The sequence below is a fragment of the Cellulomonas xylanilytica genome (assembly GCF_007989805.1).
Lineage (GTDB): Bacteria > Actinomycetota > Actinomycetes > Actinomycetales > Cellulomonadaceae > Cellulomonas > Cellulomonas xylanilytica.
Genome location: NZ_BJUB01000011.1, coordinates 116,131 through 134,207 on the forward strand (window position 1 = coordinate 116,131; position 18,077 = coordinate 134,207).

The 18,077-nt window shown below is 72.3% G+C and carries 17 protein-coding genes; 9 read left to right on the plus strand and 8 right to left on the minus strand.

What is annotated here, in order from left to right; translation table 11 throughout:
- Positions 1 to 139: 139 nt before the first annotated feature.
- Both CXY01_RS16765 and rsrA read left to right on the plus strand, forming a co-directional pair.
- Complete coding sequence (locus CXY01_RS16765) at positions 140 to 844, plus strand: sigma-70 family RNA polymerase sigma factor (RefSeq protein WP_281285330.1); 705 nt, start codon at positions 140 to 142, stop codon at positions 842 to 844.
- Complete coding sequence (gene rsrA / locus CXY01_RS16770; RefSeq protein WP_146929510.1) at positions 841 to 1,140, plus strand: mycothiol system anti-sigma-R factor; 300 nt, start codon at positions 841 to 843, stop codon at positions 1,138 to 1,140. The genes CXY01_RS16765 and rsrA overlap by 4 nt, the downstream gene beginning before the upstream one ends.
- A 70-nt stretch (positions 1,141 to 1,210) precedes the next feature.
- Here the strand turns inward: rsrA and CXY01_RS21410 are convergent, their stop codons facing one another.
- The gene (locus CXY01_RS21410) at positions 1,211 to 1,285 is read right to left on the minus strand and encodes a 50S ribosomal protein bL37 (RefSeq protein ID WP_155859599.1); all 75 of its coding nucleotides are present in this window, start codon (positions 1,283 to 1,285) and stop codon (positions 1,211 to 1,213) included.
- A 117-nt stretch (positions 1,286 to 1,402) separates the two neighbouring features.
- Between CXY01_RS21410 and CXY01_RS16775 the strand changes: the two genes are divergently transcribed.
- From CXY01_RS16775 to CXY01_RS16785, 3 genes are all read left to right on the plus strand, one after another.
- Entirely contained in the window at positions 1,403 to 2,491 is a 1,089-nt protein-coding gene (locus CXY01_RS16775; protein ID WP_146929513.1) for a type IV pilus twitching motility protein PilT, read from the plus strand.
- A gap of 145 nt (positions 2,492 to 2,636) precedes the next feature.
- Positions 2,637 to 3,452 (plus strand): DUF4097 family beta strand repeat-containing protein, encoded by an 816-nt coding sequence (locus CXY01_RS16780; protein ID WP_146929515.1) that lies wholly within the window; start codon positions 2,637 to 2,639, stop codon positions 3,450 to 3,452.
- Positions 3,453 to 3,454: 2 nt separating this feature from the next.
- Entirely contained in the window at positions 3,455 to 4,063 is a 609-nt protein-coding gene (locus CXY01_RS16785; RefSeq protein WP_146929707.1) for a PadR family transcriptional regulator, read from the plus strand.
- Positions 4,064 to 4,073: 10 nt separating this feature from the next.
- On the opposite strand, the gene CXY01_RS16790 is transcribed toward CXY01_RS16785, so the two are convergent.
- Positions 4,074 to 4,673, minus strand: a complete 600-nt coding sequence (locus CXY01_RS16790; protein WP_146929518.1) for a GDSL-type esterase/lipase family protein — start codon at positions 4,671 to 4,673, stop codon at positions 4,074 to 4,076.
- Between the two features lie 129 nt (positions 4,674 to 4,802).
- Positions 4,803 to 4,973, minus strand: coding sequence for a hypothetical protein (locus tag CXY01_RS20925; RefSeq protein WP_186813439.1), 171 nt, complete (start codon positions 4,971 to 4,973; stop codon positions 4,803 to 4,805).
- A gap of 93 nt (positions 4,974 to 5,066) precedes the next feature.
- Here CXY01_RS20925 and CXY01_RS16795 point away from each other — a divergent pair, with 93 nt between their 5' ends.
- Entirely contained in the window at positions 5,067 to 6,026 is a 960-nt protein-coding gene (locus tag CXY01_RS16795) for a GlxA family transcriptional regulator (RefSeq protein ID WP_146929522.1), read from the plus strand.
- A 51-nt stretch (positions 6,027 to 6,077) separates the two neighbouring features.
- Here the strand turns inward: CXY01_RS16795 and CXY01_RS16800 are convergent, their stop codons facing one another.
- From CXY01_RS16800 to CXY01_RS16820, 5 genes are all read right to left on the minus strand, one after another.
- On the minus strand, positions 6,078 to 9,860 hold the full coding sequence (locus CXY01_RS16800) for a multifunctional oxoglutarate decarboxylase/oxoglutarate dehydrogenase thiamine pyrophosphate-binding subunit/dihydrolipoyllysine-residue succinyltransferase subunit (protein ID WP_146929525.1): 3,783 nt from the start codon (positions 9,858 to 9,860) through the stop codon (positions 6,078 to 6,080).
- A gap of 276 nt (positions 9,861 to 10,136) precedes the next feature.
- Positions 10,137 to 10,949: an ABC transporter permease gene (locus tag CXY01_RS16805; RefSeq protein ID WP_146929528.1), complete on the minus strand. Its 813-nt coding sequence runs from the start codon at positions 10,947 to 10,949 to the stop codon at positions 10,137 to 10,139.
- Positions 10,949 to 11,878 carry an ATP-binding cassette domain-containing protein gene (locus CXY01_RS16810; RefSeq protein WP_146929531.1) on the minus strand — a complete coding sequence of 310 codons (930 nt, stop codon included), beginning with the start codon at positions 11,876 to 11,878 and terminating at the stop codon, positions 10,949 to 10,951. Before CXY01_RS16810 ends, CXY01_RS16805 begins: the two co-directional genes overlap by 1 nt.
- Positions 11,879 to 11,917: 39 nt before the next feature.
- On the minus strand, positions 11,918 to 12,994 hold the full coding sequence (locus CXY01_RS16815; protein ID WP_146929534.1) for a sensor histidine kinase: 1,077 nt from the start codon (positions 12,992 to 12,994) through the stop codon (positions 11,918 to 11,920).
- Positions 12,991 to 13,785 (minus strand): response regulator transcription factor, encoded by a 795-nt coding sequence (locus CXY01_RS16820; RefSeq protein WP_146929537.1) that lies wholly within the window; start codon positions 13,783 to 13,785, stop codon positions 12,991 to 12,993. The genes CXY01_RS16815 and CXY01_RS16820 overlap by 4 nt, the downstream gene beginning before the upstream one ends.
- 257 nt (positions 13,786 to 14,042) lie before the next feature.
- Between CXY01_RS16820 and CXY01_RS16825 the strand changes: the two genes are divergently transcribed.
- The 3 genes from CXY01_RS16825 to CXY01_RS16835 all read left to right on the plus strand — a co-directional run bounded on the left by CXY01_RS16825 (position 14,043) and on the right by CXY01_RS16835 (position 18,068).
- Positions 14,043 to 15,362: a hemolysin family protein gene (locus tag CXY01_RS16825; RefSeq protein ID WP_146929540.1), complete on the plus strand. Its 1,320-nt coding sequence runs from the start codon at positions 14,043 to 14,045 to the stop codon at positions 15,360 to 15,362.
- Positions 15,359 to 16,402 (plus strand): hemolysin family protein, encoded by a 1,044-nt coding sequence (locus CXY01_RS16830; RefSeq protein WP_146929543.1) that lies wholly within the window; start codon positions 15,359 to 15,361, stop codon positions 16,400 to 16,402. The genes CXY01_RS16825 and CXY01_RS16830 overlap by 4 nt, the downstream gene beginning before the upstream one ends.
- A 628-nt stretch (positions 16,403 to 17,030) precedes the next feature.
- Positions 17,031 to 18,068: a M15 family metallopeptidase gene (locus CXY01_RS16835; RefSeq protein WP_146929546.1), complete on the plus strand. Its 1,038-nt coding sequence runs from the start codon at positions 17,031 to 17,033 to the stop codon at positions 18,066 to 18,068.
- Positions 18,069 to 18,077: the final 9 nt, after the last annotated feature.

Here is an 18,077-nt window from a genome sequence, read left to right on the forward strand (position 1 = left end):
CCGAGGGAATTGCTCGCGCACCCACGCCGTTGTGCTGGCCATGAGCTCCACCACCGAGACGCGTCCCGTCCCGCCCGCCGTGACCGGCTGGGCGATCGGGGTCCCCGTGGACAGTCTTCCGACCTCGTGGCCCCCGCAGATGCAGCCCGCCGGGGTGAATGTGGCCTGGCCCACCCCGGTCGGTGGTCCGGCGCCCGCGGGGCTAGGCTCGACCGCGATGAGCGAGGACACGAACCGCGCGCCTGAGGCCGAGGACGACGCGGCACGGACCGAGAGGTTCGAGGCGGAGGCGCTGGTCTACCTGGACCAGCTGTACGGCGCTGCCCTGCGCATGACGCGCAACCCGGCGGACGCCGAGGACCTCGTGCAGGAGACGTTCGCCAAGGCGTTCGCGGCGTTCCACCAGTACCGCCCGGGCACCAACCTCAAGGCGTGGCTGTACCGCATCCTCACCAACACGTACATCAACTCGTACCGCAAGAAGCAGCGCGAGCCCCAGCAGTCCCGGTCCGAGGAGATCGAGGACTGGCAGCTGGCCCGCGCCGAGTCGCACACGTCGAGGGGTCTGCGGTCCGCCGAGGCCGAGGCGCTCGACCACCTGCCGGACTCCGACGTCAAGGACGCGCTCCAGCGTCTGCCGGAGGAGTTCCGGATCGCGGTGTACCTCGCCGACGTCGAGGGCTTCGCGTACAAGGAGATCGCCGAGATCATGGGGACGCCGATCGGGACGGTGATGTCCCGGCTGCACCGTGGCCGCGCGCAGCTGCGCGACATGCTGTCCGACTACGCGCGGGGGCGTGGTCTGGTCGGGGTGGCCCCCACCGCACCGGAGGGCGAACGATGAGTGACCCGTACGAGTCTGCAGAGGCGGCGGACTCAGCAGTGGTGACCGGCACCTGCGGCAACAACTGTCAGGACGCGCTGGACCGGCTCTGGGAGTACCTCGACGCGGAGCTGGGCGCGCTCGACGCGGCGACGGTCCGCACCCACCTCGCGGAGTGCGAGGGGTGCCTGGAGGAGTACGACGTCGACGTGGTGGTGAAGACCATCGTGAAGCGCGGCTGCCAGGAGGCGGCGCCGGACGGTCTCCGGCTGAGGATCCACGAGCAGCTGACCGTCATGCGGGTCACGCGCGACTGAGCGAGGACCGAACGACGAAGGCCCGGTGCAGCGACTGCTGCCCGGGCCTTCCGACACTGTTCCCTGACGCTCAGGCGTTGGGACGGTTGCCGTGGTTCGCTGCGCTGCCCTTGCGGGAACGGCGCTTGCGGCCTCGCTTGCTCATGGGATCATCCTTCGTCGGAACGGGGGTGACGCGCCCGTGCTGCGCGCCGGACTCGCTCCATCGTCCCACATCTCGCGGACCCTCAAGTGCGGGCCCCTCGCGTCCGATATCCAGAGCGTGAGTCAGCCGACACAGTCCGTGATCCCGTTCCTGCACGCCCTCGCGAGCACGGGCGGCTCCGACCTGCACTGCAAGGTCGGGTCAGCGCCGCGCGTGCGGGTCGACGGGCGGCTGCGCAAGCTCCAGGTGCCCGACCTCAAGCCTGCGGACACCGAGCGGATGCTCGAGGAGGTCCTGCCCGACGACCTGGTCGACAAGTTCCGGGAGCACCACGAGGCGGACTTCGCCTACTCGGTCTCCGGGGTCGGCCGGTTCCGTGTCAACGCCTACCAGGCGCGCGGCACGTACGGCCTGGTCTTCCGCCGGGTCGCCGTGGGCGCCCAGGCGCTGGCAGAGCTGGCGCTGCCGGAGGTCATCGGCGAGCTGGCGCTGGAGCCGCGCGGGCTGGTGCTGGTGACGGGGCCCACCGGGTCGGGCAAGACGACGACGCTGGCCTCGATGGTCGACCTCATCAACACGCTGCGCGAGGTCAACATCGTCACCATCGAGGACCCGATCGAGATCCTGCACCAGGACAAGAAGTCGATCGTGTCGCAGCGCGAGGTCCGCCAGGACACCGCCGACTTCACGGTCGCGCTGCGTGCCGCGATGCGGCAGGACCCGGACGTGATCCTGGTCGGCGAGATGCGTGACGTCGAGACCGTGCGCGCGGCGCTGTCCGCCGCCGAGACCGGTCACCTGGTCCTGTCGACGCTGCACACGATCGACGCGGCCGAGACGATCAACCGCATCATCGACTTCTTCCCGCCGCACGAGCAGAAGCAGGTCCGCATCGCGCTGGCGCAGGCGCTGCGCGGGATCGTGTCGCAGCGGCTGGTCCGGCTGGCCAACGGCACGGGCCGGCGCCCGGCCATCGAGGTCATGATCAACACCGGCCGCACCCGGGAGGCGATCCTGGACCCCGAGGACGCCCCGCCCCTGATCGACCTGATCAAGGAGGGCGACTTCTACAAGATGCAGACGTTCGACCAGCACCTGTTCCAGCTGGTCCGGGACGACGTCATCACCTACGACGAGGCGCTGTCCGCCTCGACGAGCCCGCACGACCTCACCGTCGAGCTGCGGCAGGCCGGCCTCGTCTCCTGAGTCCCTCCGAGGAAGAGCCCGCGACCAGGTGGTCGCGGGCTCTTCTTGTGTGTGCAGACGCGATATGACTCGAGATCTTGCGCTCCGTCGGAACGAGATATAACGTGTCTGGCGGAACGAGATATATCGCGACAGGGAGAGCATCATGGCAAGCGAGTCCTGGGTCGTCGCCGGCCCGCAGATCATCGAGATCGAGGCGGTCACCAGCCTGCGTGTCCAGCTGGTCGGTGGCCGCGTCGACGTCGTCGCGCACGACGGACCGGGCGCCCGCATCGAGGTGCACGACGTCGACGGCCGGCCCCTCGAGGTCAGCCTGTCGGAGGGCGAGCTCCGCGTCGGCTACCAGTTCACGCTGGGCGGCTGGGACGGGTTCCTGGAGAAGTTCCGCAACTTCCGCGGCAAGGACCGCGCCGACGTCCACATCGCCGTGCCCCGCGGCGTGCTGGCGAAGGTGGGCACGGTGACGGCCGACGGGCTCCTCGCGGGGATCGCGCAGGACGCGTCGGTGTCCACGGTCTCCGGCACCCTCATCACCGACGGCACCAGCGGACGGCTCGGTGCGAACACGGTCTCCGGCGAGATCGTCATCCGCGACCACCGCGGGGACCTCAAGCTCAACTCGGTCTCGGGCGAGCTCGCCGCGTCGGGTGAGCTGAGCGTCGTCCAGGCCAACTCGGTCTCGGGCTCGTTGACCTTCGACGTCACGTCCGGGACGTCGAGCGTGACCGCGACGACCGTCTCCGGTGACGTCACGGTCCGGCTGCCCGAGGGCAAGGGCGTGCAGGTCAAGGGGCAGTCGGTGTCCGGGCGCCTCGTGGTGGACGGCGAGGAGTACAAGGGCACCACCCCCGGGCACCGCAAGGTCGACCAGCGCACCGGCGACGGCGCGTGCTTCGTGTCGGCCAGCACCGTCTCCGGGCACGTCACGGTGCTGCGCGGCGCAGGGACCGGGGTCGCGTGATGATGGCACCCGTCTTCGCGCACGGACAGCTGCGCCTCTACCTGCTGTCGCTGCTGGAGGGTGGCCCCAAGCACGGCTACGAGCTCATCACCGCGCTGTCGGACCGGTTCGGCGGCACGTACCGCCCGAGCCCGGGCACGGTGTACCCGCGGCTGGCCCGGCTCGAGGAGGAGGGCCTGGTGCAGCGGGTCGACGAGGAGCGCAAGAGCACCTACGCGCTCACGGAGGCCGGCTACGCCGAGCTCGACGCGCGCCGGGCGGAGCTCAGCCACCTCGAGGAGGGCATCGCCGAGTCCGTGCGGGAGCGGGCCGCGCAGGTGCGCGAGGACGTCCGCGGGTCCATGCGCGGGCTGCGCGCCGACCTGGCGGCGGCCGCTCAGCAGGCTCGCGCCTCAGCGGTCCCGCACACCACGGAGGCGCCGGCCGACCCGCGGCTCGCGTCACACGTGCGGTACATGGACGCCGAGGCGATGATCCAGAGGTTCCGCGACGAGGTCCGTGCGGACCTGCGGCGGGCCGATGCCGGCGGGCAGGTCCAGCAGCTCACGCTCGACACGCTGCGGACCGTCCTCGACTCGGCCCTGATCGCGGTGCGCGGCACCCTGCGCTGACGACCTGCGGTCAGGCGCCGTCGTCGGGCAGGCCCAGCCAGGCGTGCCAGCCGGTGTGCAGCACCAGCCAGGCCATCAGCCCGTACCCGGCCTGGCCGGGCAGGACGCCGTCACCGGCCGCGAGGTCGCCCAGCCACTGGTCGTGCGCGGCGAGCGGCGTGTAGGTGTCGACGAACGGCACCCGCCGTCGGGCGGCGACGTCCGCGAAGGCGGCGGACAGGTCGGCGAGCTTCTCGCTGTCGGCCGTGGACCCCGGCGGCGGGCCCACGACGAACGCGGGGATCCGGCGCTGGTCGGCCACGTCGAGGATGTTGGCCAGGTTCAGCCTGCTGCGGGCCAGGGAGAGGCCGGCGTCGACGTCGGCGCGACCGAGGGCGACCACGAGGCGGTTGTCGGTGTCCGGCGACCAGCGGCGCGAGGCCTCCTCGTCCCACCGCGCGCCGAGACCGGTGGTGGTCTCGCCCGGCACGGCGAGCGTGAGGACGGTCAGCGGGTCGGGCGTCGGCGTCCGCGCGGTCACGCGTCCCACCCAGCCCAGGCCCTTGGGGTCGCCTGCGCCGGCGACGAGCTCGTCACCGACCACCGCCAGTCGCAGCGGCAGCTCTCCCACGCGCGTCACCTCTCGCCGTCCGACCTCGACCGGCCGTCGGGCGACGGCCGTCGTCGGACAGTCTCTCAGGGTGCGACGACGGCCGCGGGTTCATCGCCGGGCCTGTCGTGGGTGGAACCTGTGTGGGTGTCAGGCGCTGCGGTACGGGTGGCTGGGCAGGTCGGACGCGGCGTCCGACCAGTCCGCGTGGGAGGCGGGGGGCTGGGCGCTGCCGAGCCCGTCGCTGCGCAGGGCCACGACCAGGCGGGCCAGCACCCAGGCCGCGACGACGACGGTGAGAACGATCCAGAAAGTGGTCATGGCAGAAAGTCTGCGCTCGTGTACAAGGTGCCACGAGTGGCAGGACTGACGATGACCGTTGACTTTCTGCCAGTGACTGCCGATGCTTGCAGCATGCTTCGATCCGTCGCCGTCATCGCCCTGCCGAACGTCGCGCCCTTCGAGCTGGGGGTCGCGTGCGAGGTCTTCGGCATCGACCGCCGCGACACGGGCGGACCCGCCTTCGACTTCCGGATCTGCGGTCTCGAGCCCGGGCTCGTGACCACGAAGGACGCCGGGTACTTCTCCATCGTCGTCGAGCACGGCCTGGAGGCGACGCGCGACGTCGACCTGGTCATCGTGCCTGCGTACGGCAGTGACGGACCGGTTCCCGAGGTGGTGCTCGACGTCCTGCGCGACGCGCACGCGCGCGGCGCCTGGGTGCTGAGCATCTGCAGCGGCTCGTTCGCGCTCGGTGAGGCCGGGCTGCTCGACGGGCGCCAGTGCACCACGCACTGGATGCACACCGAGGCGATGAGCCGACGCTTCCCGGAGGCACGCGTCAACCCGGCGGTCCTGTACGTCGACGACGACCGGGTGATCACCAGCGCCGGCACCGCGGCCGGGATCGACGCGTGCCTGCACCTCGTGCGGCGCGAGCTGGGCGCCGCCGCCGCGTCGGCCATCGCGCGCCGGATGGTCGTGCCCCCGCACCGGGACGGCGGTCAGGCGCAGTACGTGGACACGCCGCTGCCGTGCGACGCCGACACCCTCGCACCGCTGCTCGCGTGGATGGTCGAGAACCTCGAGGAGGAGATGAGCGTGCCCGACCTGGCCGCTCGCGCCTTCGTGTCGGAGCGGACGTTCGCCCGCCGCTTCCGGGCCGAGACCGGCACGACGCCCGCCGCGTGGGTCACCCGGCAGCGGGTCGTGCGCGCCCAGGAGATGCTCGAGCGGTCGGACGCGAGCATCGAGGAGATCGCCCGCCTGTGCGGGTTCGGCACCGCCGCGGTGCTGCGGCACCACTTCGCCCGGACGCTCGGCACCAGCCCACAGGCCTACCGGCGGACGTTCGCCCCCGCTCCCGTCGCCTGACGCGCCGAGAGCCGCACCCCGGCAGGGATGCGGCTCTCGGTCAGCCGGACCTCAGCGTGCGAACGCGGTCTCGATGAGCTGCGCCTGCTGCGCCTGGTGCTTCTTGGCGGACCCGGCAGCCGGAGACGCGGACTCCTTGCGGGAGACCACCCGGAGCGTGCGGTTCAGCAGCTGCGGCAGGTGCATGGACAGGAACGTCCACGGCCCCTGGTTGCGCGGCTCGTCCTGGACCCACACCAGCTCGGCACCCTCGAACGGCGCCACGGCCGCGCGGGCCGCCTCCGTGTCGAGCGGGTAGAGCTGCTCGAGCCGCACGATCGCCGTCTGCTCGTCGCCCGTCTTCACGCGGTGCGCGAGCAGGTCCCAGTAGACCTTGCCCGAGCAGAGCAGCACGCGGGTGACCTGCCCGGCCTTGGCGGCGGCAAGGTCGTCACCGATGACCGTGCGGAACGTCCCCGACGTGAACTCCGCCACGTCCGACGAGGCCGACTTCAGGCGCAGCATCGACTTCGGCGTGAACACGACGAGCGGACGACGCGGGCGGTCGTACGCCTGCCGGCGCAGCAGGTGGAAGTGCGACGCGGGCGTCGACGGCTGCGCGATCGTCATGTTGTCCTCGGCCGCGAGCTGCAGGAACCGCTCGATGCGGGCCGACGAGTGGTCCGGGCCCTGGCCCTCGTACCCGTGGGGGAGCAGGAGCACGACCGACGAGCGCTGCGCCCACTTCTGCTCGGCCGACGAGATGAACTCGTCGATGATCGTCTGGGCGCCGTTGACGAAGTCGCCGAACTGCGCCTCCCAGAGAACGAGCGCGTCCGGGCGCTCGACCGAGTACCCGTACTCGAACCCGAGGGCCGCGTACTCCGACAGCGACGAGTCGTAGACCCAGAACTTCGCCTGGTCGGCGGACAGGTACAGCAGCGGCGTCCACTCGGCGCCCGTGTCGCGGTCGTGCATGACCGCGTGCCGCTGCACGAAGGTGCCCCGGCGCGAGTCCTGCCCGGCCAGCCGGACCGGCGTGCCCTCGATGAGCAGCGAGCCGAACGCCAGCAGCTCGCCGTAGCCCCAGTCGATGCCGCCCTCGCGGGACATCGCCTCGCGCTTGGCCAGCAGCTGCGCCAGCTTCGGGTGCACCGTGAAGCCCTCGGGCGGGCGGACGTGCGCGCGACCGATGCGCTCCAGGATGCCGGCGTCGACGGCGGTCTTCCAGCCGACCATCATGCCCGCGTCCTCGAGCTGCGACTCCGGGCGCTCGAGACCCTTGACGGCCTCCGCCTCGGGCGGAGCCGGCGTGTAGCCGTCCTCCCGCGTCTCGGTGAACACCCGCTCGAGCTGCTGCTGGTAGTCCTGCAGCGCCTGCTCGGCGTCGGAGATCGTGAGGTCGCCGCGGGCCACGAGGGTCTCGGTGTAGAGCTTGCGCACCGAGCGCTTCGCCTCGATCAGGTTGTACATGAGCGGCTGCGTCATCGACGGGTCGTCGCCCTCGTTGTGACCACGACGGCGGTAGCAGACCATGTCGATGATGACGTCACGGTCGAACTGCTCGCGGTACTCGAACGCCAGCTCGGCCACCCGCACGCACGCCTCCGGGTCGTCCCCGTTGACGTGGAAGATCGGCACCTGCAGACCCTTGGCCACGTCGGTCGCGTACTGCGACGAGCGCGACGAGGACGGGCCCGTGGTGAAGCCGACCTGGTTGTTGATGATGACGTGGATGGTGCCGCCGGTGCGGTAACCGCGCAGCTGCGCAAGGTTCAGCGTCTCGAACACGACGCCCTGCCCCGCGAACGCCGCGTCGCCGTGGATGAGGATCGGCAGGACGGAGAACCCGTCGCCACCCAGGTCGATGCGGTCCTGCTTGGCCCGCACGATGCCCTCGAGCACCGGGTCGACCGCCTCGAGGTGCGACGGGTTGGCCGCCAGGTACACCGCGGTCGTCGCGCCGGACTCGGCGGTGAACGTGCCCTCGGTGCCCAGGTGGTACTTCACGTCGCCCGAGCCCTGGACCGACTTCGGGTCCTGGTTGCCCTCGAACTCGCTGAAGATCTGCGCGTAGGACTTGCCGGCGATGTTGGCCAGGATGTTCAGCCGGCCACGGTGGGCCATGCCGATGCCGACCTCGTCGAGCCCGCTGTTCGCCGCCTTCGACAGGATCGCGTCGAGCAGCGCGATGACCGACTCGCCGCCCTCGAGCGAGAACCGCTTCTGGCCGACGTACTTGGTCTGCAGGAAGGTCTCGAACGCCTCCGCCGCGTTGAGCCGGCGCAGGATGCGCAGCTGGTCCTCCCGCGGGGTGCGGGCGTACCCGGACTCGAGCCGCTCCTGGAGCCACGTGCGCTGCCGCGGGTCCTGCAGGTGCATGTACTCGCTGCCGACCGTCCGGCAGTAGGAGTCGCGCAGCAGGCCGAGCACCTCGCGGAGCTTGGCGCGGGGCTTGCCGCCGAAGCCGCCCGTCGGGAACACGCGGTCGAGGTCCCAGAGCGTCAGGCCGTGCGTCTGCACGTCCAGGTCGGGGTGCTTGCGCTGGCGGTAGGCCAGCGGGTCCGTGTCGGCCATCAGGTGGCCGCGCGACCGGTAGGAGTGGATGAGCTCCGCGATCCGGGCCGGCTTGATCGCGTCGGCGTCGGGGTCGGCGGTCTCGCGCACCCACCGGACCGGCTCGTACGGGACACGCAGCGACGCGAAGACGCGGTCGTAGAAGCCGTCCTCGCCGAGGAGCTTGCGGCCGATGATCCGCAGGAAGTCGCCCGACTGGGCACCCTGGATGATCCGGTGGTCGTACGTCGAGGTGAGGGTCAGCACCTTCGAGACGCCCATCTTGTTCAGCGCGTCCTCGGAGGTGCCCGCGAACTCGGCGGGGTAGTCCATGGCGCCGACGCCGATGATCGTGCCCTGGCCCTGCATGAGGCGCGGGACCGAGTGGACCGTGCCGATGGTGCCCGGGTTGGTCAGCGAGATCGTCGTCCCCGAGAAGTCGTCGACCGTGAGCTTGTTCCCGCGCGCACGGCGCACGACGTCCTCGTACGCGGACCAGAACCCCGCGAAGTCGAGGGTCTCGCACTTCTTGATCGACGGGACCAGCAGCTGACGTGTGCCGTCCGGCTTGGCCAGGTCGATCGCGATGCCGACGTTGACGTGCGCGGGCGTCAGGACGCTCGGCTTGTCGTCGACCACCGTGAAGGACGTGTTCATCGCGGGCATCTCGGCCAGCGCCTCGACCATCGCGAAGCCGATGAGGTGCGTGAAGGAGATCTTGCCTCCGCGACCCCGGGCGAGGTGGTTGTTGATGACGATGCGGTTGTCGACCATGAGCTTGGCCGCGATCGCGCGCACCGAGGTGGCCGTCGGGACGTCGAGGGACGCCTCCATGTTGGTCACGACCCGCGCCGCCGGACCGCGCAGCTTCTGCACGTCGTCCGCGGCCTCGCCCTCGTCCGCCGCGGAGGGCCGCTGGGCCACCTGCGCGTACGGGGCGGTCGCCGGCTGGGCGGTCGCGATCGGCGACGTCACCGGCGGCGGCTCCACGAACGGCGCCGCCTTGGTCGGCTCGGGCGCGACGGGTGCGGGCGGGGCTGCCGGCGGTGCTGCCGGAGCCGCGTGTGCACCGCGTGGCGCGGCGTTCGCCGGGCTCCCGTTCGCCGGTGCGGCGGCCGGAGCGGGGGCCGGCGCCGGGGTCGAGCCGTTCGCCGAGGCCTCCTCGGGCTTGTAGCCCTCGAAGAAGTCCCACCACGCCGGGTCGACCGAGTTCTTGTCCCGCTGGTACTGCTCGAACAGCTCGTCCACGAGCCACTCGTTTGCGCCGAAAACGGCACGCGTCGAGTCAGGATCCGCCATCTGGGTCACGCTGGGATCGCCCACTTCCGCTGCGGTTCGTGACCGCGCCTCTGCTAGTCCGACTGCTACTTCTGTTGATAACAACACTACGGCCTCCGCGCGCGCTGACCGGCCTCAGGACGGCTCTTCGGGACGGATCCACAGGCGTCTTCACCTGGTCAGCACACGCGGGTCAACAGGGGGCAACGTCGCAGTTCGCGGCCCCTCAAGGCGAGGTCGTCGGCAGCCCTCCGAGGTCATGCTTGTGCACATCCGTCCACGGGGAGTGGGCGGACGTCAGGTGATGTCCCGGCGGAAGGTGGTCACGCGCCCGATCGCCGCCAGCCCGACCCCGTACGCGAGCAGCACCAGGGCCCCCTGCCACCACTCGAGCAACGAGCTGACGCCGCTCTCCGAGAAGAAGCTGCCGCCCGCGACCGCCTCCCCGGCAGCGCCCGGCAGGTACGCGGCGACGTCCGCGCCCCAGCTGGTCAGGGCGAGGACGAAGCGCAGCACCGGTTCCACGAACTGCGTGAACGCGAGGACGACGACGATGACGGCCACCTGGTTGGTCAGCACGGAGCCGAACCCGACTCCGACGACCGCCCACAGGGCCAGCGCGAGGACGGACAGGGCGATCGACCGCCAGGTCGAGGCCTCGTCGAGGAAGGTCGGCTGGTCGAGCAGGGTCAGGACGGCAGCCCCGGCCCCCACGGCGGCGAGGGTGCCGACGAGCCCGAACACCAGACCCAGCACGCCGGCCGAGATCACCTTCGCGGAGACCAGGACGGTCCGGCGCGGCTCGGCCAGCAGGGTCGGCGTGATGGTCTGGTGGCGGAACTCCGAGGCGACCGCCAGCGCGCCGACGAGCAGCGGGAACACGTAGCCGAACGTCACGGCGATCGTGTAGACGGTCCGCACCACGGCGTCGGGCGCCAGCGCGAGCTGCTCGTCGCTCCCGGGGCTGCTGCCCATCGCGTTGCCCTGCGAGACGCCCCAGCCGACGGCCGCGGCCAGGAACGCCATGTAGACGGCCATGCAGAGCAGGAGGATCCACCACAGCCGGGTGGTGACCAGCTTGCGGTACTCGGTGACCAGCGCGGCGCGCATCAGGCGGCCATCCCGTCGGTGCCGGGAGCGTCCACCGAGCCGACGAGCTGCAGGAACAGCCCTTCGAGGCCAGGATCTCGGCTGGTCAGCTCGTGCAGCTCCACGCCCGCGGCGAACGCGGCCGCGCCGACCGTGGCGGCGTCGACGTCCCAGAGCTCGGCCACCCGCGGGTCGCCGGCCTCGGCGCGGGTCCACGCCGAGCGCTCGACGAGCGCGGCGAGCCCGGCGACGTCGGGTGAGACCGCCCGGACCTGGACCCGCGCCATCCGGGCGAGGTCGGGCAGCGACGAGGCGTGCGCGAGGCGGCCGCGGGCGATGATCACGACGTCGTCCACCGTCTGCTCCACCTCGGACAGCACGTGGCTGGACACGAGCACGGTGCGCCCCTCGGCCGCGAGCATCCGCAGGAAGCCGCGCAGCCAGCGGATGCCCTCGGGGTCGAGGCCGTTGGCGGGCTCGTCGAGCAGGAGCACGCGGGGGTCGCCCAGCAGCGTCGTCGCCAGCGCGAGGCGTTGCCGCATGCCCAGCGAGAAGCCGCCGACGCGACGGTCCGCCGCGGCGGACAGGCCGACGAGCTCGAGCACCTCGCCGGCGCGCGCGTCGGGGACGCCGACCTGCGGGGTGTAGAGCCGCAGGTGGTCGAGCGCCGTGCGGCCGGGGTGGAAGCTCGCCGCCTCCAGGGCGGCCCCGACGGTGCGCAGCGGCCGGCGGATCTCGCCGTAGGCCTGCCCGCCGATCGTCGCCGTGCCGGACGTCGGCCGGACCAGTCCGAGCAGCATGCGCAGGGTGGTGGTCTTCCCGGCCCCGTTGGGTCCCAGGAACCCGGTGACGCGTCCGGGAGCGACCTGGAACGACAGGTCGTCCACGGCACGGACCGGGCCGAAGGACTTGGAGAGGTGGTCGACGAGGATCGTGCCGTCGGTCGTCATGGCGCCAGAGCCTAGTGTTCTAGCGCGAGTAGAACAAGGTCAGGCGGGGCGCCGGTTCGCCGCGGGCAGCGTCACCCGCATGGTGCAGCCGACCTCGGTGTCCGCGACCTCGATCCGCCCGCCGTGCAGCTCGACCGCCCACCGGACGATCGCCAGCCCCAGGCCCGTGCCGCCCGTCGAGACCTGACCCGTGACCGCCGGGTTGTTGCCGCGGACGAAGCGCTCGAACACGTGCGGGCGCTGCTCGCGCGAGATCCCCGGGCCGTGGTCGACCACGTCGATGCGCACGTCCGCCCCCACCCGGCGCGCCTCGAGCCGCACCTCGTCGTCGGCGGGGGAGTGCCGCACCGCGTTGTGCAGGAGGTTGGCCACCACCTGGTGCAGACGGTCCGGGTCGGCCGGGACCGTGAGGTCCGGCGGCTCCACGACGACGGGGAAGGTCAGCCGCTTGGTGGCGCCGACGAGCATCGCGCCCTCCGCCGCCTCCTCCAGGAAGTCCTGCAGCCGCACGTCGGCGATCTCCAGCGGGACGTCGCCCGCCTCGAGGCGGGACAGGTCCAGCAGGTACGTCACCAGCCGGCCCAGCCGCTCCGTCTGGGCCAGCGCGGCCTGCATGGTTGCGGGGTCGGCCTCCGTGACGCCGTCGACGATGTTCTCCAGCTGCGCCTGCAGAGCCGTCACGGGGGTGCGCAGCTCGTGGGAGACGTTGGCGATGAGCTCGCGACGGAAGACGTCGGCCTGCTCGAGGTCGTCGGCCATCGTGTTGAACGCGTCCGCCAGCTGGCCCACCTCGTCGAGGCTCGTCGCCTGGACGCGGCGGCTGTAGTCGCCCGCGGCCATCCGCCGGGCCGCGTAGGTCATCTCACGCAGCGGCGACGTCATGCCCCGGGCCAGCAGCTGCGTGACGATCAGGGAACCCGCGACCGCGATGGGCAGCGTGCGCGACGGGCCCAGGTGGTTGTACAGCCCGAGCCACGTGATGAACGCGGCCGCCGTCACGGTGGCCGCGACGAGGACGCCGAGCTTGATCTTGATCGAGCTCAGGCGGTCGAGCGGCCGGACGTCCGGGATCCGCGAGCGGACGAACTCGCCGCGGACGTGCCGGGGTGCGTTCACGCGCCTTCGGGGACGCTCGCCCCGCCTGGCCCGTCGGCAGCGGCCGGTCCGTCGCTCGGCTCGAACGCGTACCCCACGCCGTGCACGGTGCGGATGAGGTCCGGGCCGAGCTTGCGGCGCAGCGCCTTGATGTGGGAGTCGACCGTGCGGGTGCCGCTCGCGTCGACCCAGTCCCACACCTCGGCGAGCAGGCGCTCCCGGGTCAGGACCGTGCGCGGGGTCGCCGCCAGCGCGAGGAGCAGGTCGAACTCCGTCGGCGTCAGGTGCACCTCGGTGTCCCCGCGCAGCACGCGCCGCTGCGCACGGTCGACCGTGACGTCGCCCAGCACCAGCGGGGGGTCGGGCTGCTCGGCGGACGCCATCTCGGCGGCGCGCGTGGCCCGCTCGGTGCGCCGCAGCAGGGCCTTGGTGCGCGCCACCAGCTCGCGCATCGAGAACGGCTTCGTCATGTAGTCGTCCGCGCCGACACCCAGGCCGATCAGCATGTCGGTCTCGTCGTCACGCGCGGTGAGCATGAGCACGGGGACCGGCCGCTCGGCCTGGATCCGCCGGCACACCTCGAGCCCGTCGATGCCCGGGAGCATCACGTCGAGCACCACGACGTCCGGGCGCAGCCGCGTCGCCGCGCTCACGCCCGCGAGCCCGTCGCCGACCGCCTCGACCGTCCAGCCCTCCGCGGAGAGCCGGTGCACGATCGCCTGGGCGATCGCCGGTTCGTCCTCCACCACCAGGACCGTCGTGCCGGCAGCCCCGCCGGCCGCCGTCGTCGGCCCACCGCTCACGTTCGCCATGTCGCCAGAGTGGCACAGGCACGCACACACGACCTCCGTCGACGCTCCCGCGCATGGTCGGACCCTGTGAAGACGCGCCGTCGCCCGTATGATCGACGCACCATGAGCAGCTCAAGTCGCTGCCGGCGTCCCGCCCGGGCCGATGAGCCCGGGGGAGACCATGCCGGCCACCTCTTCTCCTCCTCTGTCGTGAACACCAGCGCCGACCTGCGGGTCGGCGCTCGTCGTACGCCTGGTCGCCCGGACGGCGGTGGCTCGTGCTGATCGAGTGGCTCCTGGTGGCCCTCGGCGTCCTGCTCACGCTCGGCACGGCCGTCTTCGTCGCCAGCGAGTTCTCGCTGGTGACGCTCGACCCGGGACTCGTCGAGAGCCAGACCAGTCCCGACGACCGGCGCAGCCAGTCGGTCCTCAAGGCCCTGCGCCGCCTCTCCACGGAGCTGTCCGGCGCGCAGCTCGGCATCACGCTGACCACCGTCCTGCTCGGGTACACCACCCAGCCCGCGGTCGTGCGGCTGCTGCGGCTGCCGCTCGAGGACTCCGTGCTCGGGCAGGTGGTCGGCGGCATCGTCGCCGGCGTCCTGGCGATCGTCCTGGTCAACGGCTTCTCGATGGTCGTCGGCGAGCTCATCCCGAAGAACCTCGCGATCAGCCGGCCGCTGCCGACCGCCCGGATGGTCGCGCCGCTGCAGCGCGGGTTCACCATCGCGCTGCACCCGCTGATCGACGCGTTCAACGGCAGCGCCAACAAGCTGCTGCGCGCCTTCGGGGTGGAACCGCGCGAGGAGCTGTCCGGCGGTCGCTCGCCGCAGGAGCTCGCCGCGCTGGTGCGCCGCTCCGCCGAGGTGGGCACGCTCGACGAGTCCACCGCCACGCTGCTCACCAACTCGATCGAGTTCACCGAGCTCACCGCGGTCGACGTGATGACCGACCGGCTTCGGCTCGTGGTCCTGCGCCGCGACGAGTCGGCCGCCGACGTCGTCGACCTGGCCCGCCGCACCGGCCACTCCCGGTTCCCCGTCATCGGTGACTCGAGCGACGACATCGTCGGGCTGGTCCACCTGCGCCGCGCGATCGGCGTCCCGTACGAGCGCCGGCCCGACGTGCCGGCGGCCGCGCTGATGGTCGAGGCTCCGCGCGTGCCCGAGACCGTGCACCTGGGACCCCTGCTGGTCGAGCTGCGCGAGCTGGGGCTGCAGATGGCGGTGGTCGTCGACGAGTACGGCGGCACCTCCGGGGTGGTCACGCTCGAGGACGTCGTCGAGGAACTCGTCGGGGACGTCGCCGACGAGCACGACCGACGACGCGCCTCGCACACCCGCTCGGCCGACGGCTCGTGGTTGCTGCCGGGCGTCCTGCGCCCCGACGAGCTGGTCGAGGTCACCGGGCTGCACGTCCCCGCGGACGGCCCCTACGAGACCCTCGGCGGGCTGCTGATGTCCGAGCTGGGACGGATCCCCAGCGCCGGTGACGAGATCGTCGTCGACCGAGTGCTCCTCCAGGTCGAGGCCATGGCAGGCCGGCGCGTCGAGCGGGTGCGCGTGCGCGCGGTCGAGACCGACGAGGGGGAGGAGTCATGAGCTCCACCGTGGCGCTGGTCCTCGGCGCCCTCCTGCTCGCTGCGAACGCCTTCTTCGTCGGCGCCGAGTTCGCCATCATCTCCGCCCGCCGCAGCGCCATCGAGCCCCTCGCCCGCGAGGGGAACCGGCGCGCCATCACGGTCCTGTGGGCGATGGAGAACGTCTCGCTCATGCTCGCGTGCGCCCAGCTCGGCATCACCGTGTGCTCGACGAGCCTCGGTGTCGTGGCCGAGCCCGCGATCGCGCACCTCATCGAGGGGCCGCTGCACGCGCTCGGCGTGAGCGAGAGCCTGACGCACCCGATCTCGTTCGTCGTCGCGCTCGCGATCGTCGTCTACCTGCACGTCGTGCTGGGCGAGATGGTGCCCAAGAACCTCGCCGTCGCCGGCCCCGACCGCGCGGTCCTGCTCTTCGGCCCGCCGCTCGTCTGGGTCGCCCGCGTCGTCCGGCCGCTCATCAGCGTGCTCAACTGGATCGCCAACCACGCGCTGCGGCTGTTCGGGGTCGAGCCCAAGGACGAGGTGGCCTCCGCGTTCACCGCGCAGGAGGTGCAGTCGATCGTCGAGCGGTCCCAGGCCGAGGGCCTCCTCGACGACGAGCAGGGACTGCTGGCCGGCGCGCTGGAGTTCTCCGACCGCACCGCGGCCGACGTCATGATCCGGACGGGCGCCCTGGTCACCGTCGCCGCCGGCAGCACGCCCGAGGACGTCGAGCGGCTGGTCGCCCGCACCGGGTTCAGCCGGTTCCCGGTGGTCGACGACGCCGGGAGGCCGACGGGCTACCTGCACCTCAAGGACGTCCTGTACGCCGACGAGCCCGCGCGCAGCGTCCCCGTCCCGCCCTGGCGCGTCCGCGCGCTCGCGGTGGTAGGGCCGCAGGACGAGGTCGAGGACGCGCTGGCGGCCATGCAGCGCTCGGGTGCGCACCTGGCGCGGGTGGACGAGGACGGCCGGACCGTCGGCGTCGTGTTCCTCGAGGACATCCTGGAGGAGCTCGTGGGCGAGGTGCGCGACGCGATGCAGCGCGGCCAGCTGTCGTGACCTCGTCCGCGAACGGGCGTGGTGAAACGCATCACTGCGTCTGTCCGGGGTCTGCGTAGGCGTTCTTCGGCGTGTCGCACAGCGTGTCGCGCTCTCGAGCCCCGTCCCTGGGCTGGACGGGTGTCCAGAGGGTTGGAAGCACGACGACGAGCCGTTATGGTTTCGTGACCGCAAGTCGCCGGGGCGCCTGCAGCGCACCCGACGACGACGTCGCGGCAGATCAGAGACGCGTGGACGGACTGGAGGTGTCGTGGGGTCGCACAGCGAGGAGCCCGTGACGGCACCGCCCACCCGTCGCAGCCTCCGCGAGGCCCAGCGCCGCTCGGAGTCGGGGTCCACCACCGCGACCGGCGCGCGTCCGGATCCCGCCCCGTCGGCCGCGCACCACGTGCCGTCGTGGGCACAGCCGGAGCCCGTCGCGCCGCGTGGATCCACGCCTCCCACCGAGGCGCCGCGCTCGGCATGGTCCGCGGCCCCGCAGGCGCTCGCAGCCCGGCCCACCACGCCATCGCCGGCCCGCACGTCCGGGCCGAGCGCCCAGCCGCAGCCCCGTGTCGCCGCTCCGTCGGCCCCCCAGGTGCCCGCCGGTGTTCCCGCGGGCTCGCCCCGGTCCCGCACGGCAGCGCCCGTGGCACCCCCGCAGCGCACGTCGCCGACCACGGCGCCGTTCAGCGCCTCGCGTGCCCCGGTGCCGCTCCCGACGCTTCCTGCACGCATCGAGTCGCCGCTCGCAGCGGCGCAGCGGCCCGTCGCCGCACCGACGATGCCCTCCGCGGCGCCGACGCAGCCCTCGCCCCGGGCTGCGCCCACGACCGCGATCCGCCTCGAGGTCCCGGCAGCCACCGCACAGGCACCTGCTGAGCCCGGACGTGTCGAGTCCGTCCCCGAGCTCGAGGGCGTGCCGGAGCTCGAGTCCGTCCCGCACGGGACGATCTCGCGACGCTCGCGCAAGCCCACCCGCGCTGCCGCCCGACTCAGCGTCCTCGGCGTCCTGGCCGGTATCACGGTCGTCATCCCGGTCAGCCAGGGACTGGTGCCCAGCTCGGTGGCCTTCGGCTCCGACGCCCTCGCCGACTCCACGCTCCCCACGACCGTCTCGGCGCTGTCCGGCTCGACGCTCTCCGCCCTGCCGCCGACGTCGCTGATGGCGACCGACGGTGCCCTCCAGGCGCGCGGCGTCGCCGGGGTCAGCCGCGCCGACGACCGGTCCGCGCTCCCCGGCTGCGACGGTTCCAAGCGCGCCGCCGGCCAGAACGGGCTCCTCAAGACCGCCGACCTGTGCAACCTGTGGGACAACCACACGCAGCTGCGAGCGGATGCGGCGGTCTCCCTCGCGGAGTTCAACCAGGCGTTCGCCGCACGCTTCGGCGGGGACCTGTGCCTCAGCGGCGGCTACCGCACGCTGGCCGCCCAGCGGGCCGTCAAGGCGACGAGGGGCGGGCTCGCCGCCGTCCCCGGCAAGAGCAACCACGGGTGGGGCCTTGCGGTCGACCTGTGCCAGGACCAGACGTCCGGGACGAAGTGGGCCTGGATCACCGAGAACGCGCCGACGTACGGCTGGGAGAACCCGGCCTGGGCCCAGCCCGGCGGCAGCGGCCCGTACGAGCGCTGGCACTGGGAGTTCACCAAGGGCGTCCAGGCCGACGGCGAGTACTACGACGGCTGAGCCCCGCCG

Coding starts and splice junctions, on each gene's coding strand:
- CXY01_RS16765 (WP_281285330.1), top strand. CDS start 140: ATGCAGCCCGCCGGGGTGAATGTGGCCTGGCCCACCCCGGTCGGTGGT.
- rsrA (WP_146929510.1), top strand. CDS start 841: ATGAGTGACCCGTACGAGTCTGCAGAGGCGGCGGACTCAGCAGTGGTG.
- CXY01_RS16780 (WP_146929515.1), top strand. CDS start 2,637: ATGGCAAGCGAGTCCTGGGTCGTCGCCGGCCCGCAGATCATCGAGATC.
- CXY01_RS16785 (WP_146929707.1), top strand. CDS start 3,455: ATGGCACCCGTCTTCGCGCACGGACAGCTGCGCCTCTACCTGCTGTCG.
- CXY01_RS20925 (WP_186813439.1), bottom strand. CDS start 4,973: ATGACCACTTTCTGGATCGTTCTCACCGTCGTCGTCGCGGCCTGGGTG.
- CXY01_RS16795 (WP_146929522.1), top strand. CDS start 5,067: ATGCTTCGATCCGTCGCCGTCATCGCCCTGCCGAACGTCGCGCCCTTC.
- CXY01_RS16800 (WP_146929525.1), bottom strand. CDS start 9,860: ATGGCGGATCCTGACTCGACGCGTGCCGTTTTCGGCGCAAACGAGTGG.
- CXY01_RS16805 (WP_146929528.1), bottom strand. CDS start 10,949: ATGCGCGCCGCGCTGGTCACCGAGTACCGCAAGCTGGTCACCACCCGG.
- CXY01_RS16810 (WP_146929531.1), bottom strand. CDS start 11,878: ATGACGACCGACGGCACGATCCTCGTCGACCACCTCTCCAAGTCCTTC.
- CXY01_RS16820 (WP_146929537.1), bottom strand. CDS start 13,785: ATGGCGAACGTGAGCGGTGGGCCGACGACGGCGGCCGGCGGGGCTGCC.
- CXY01_RS16830 (WP_146929543.1), top strand. CDS start 15,359: ATGAGCTCCACCGTGGCGCTGGTCCTCGGCGCCCTCCTGCTCGCTGCG.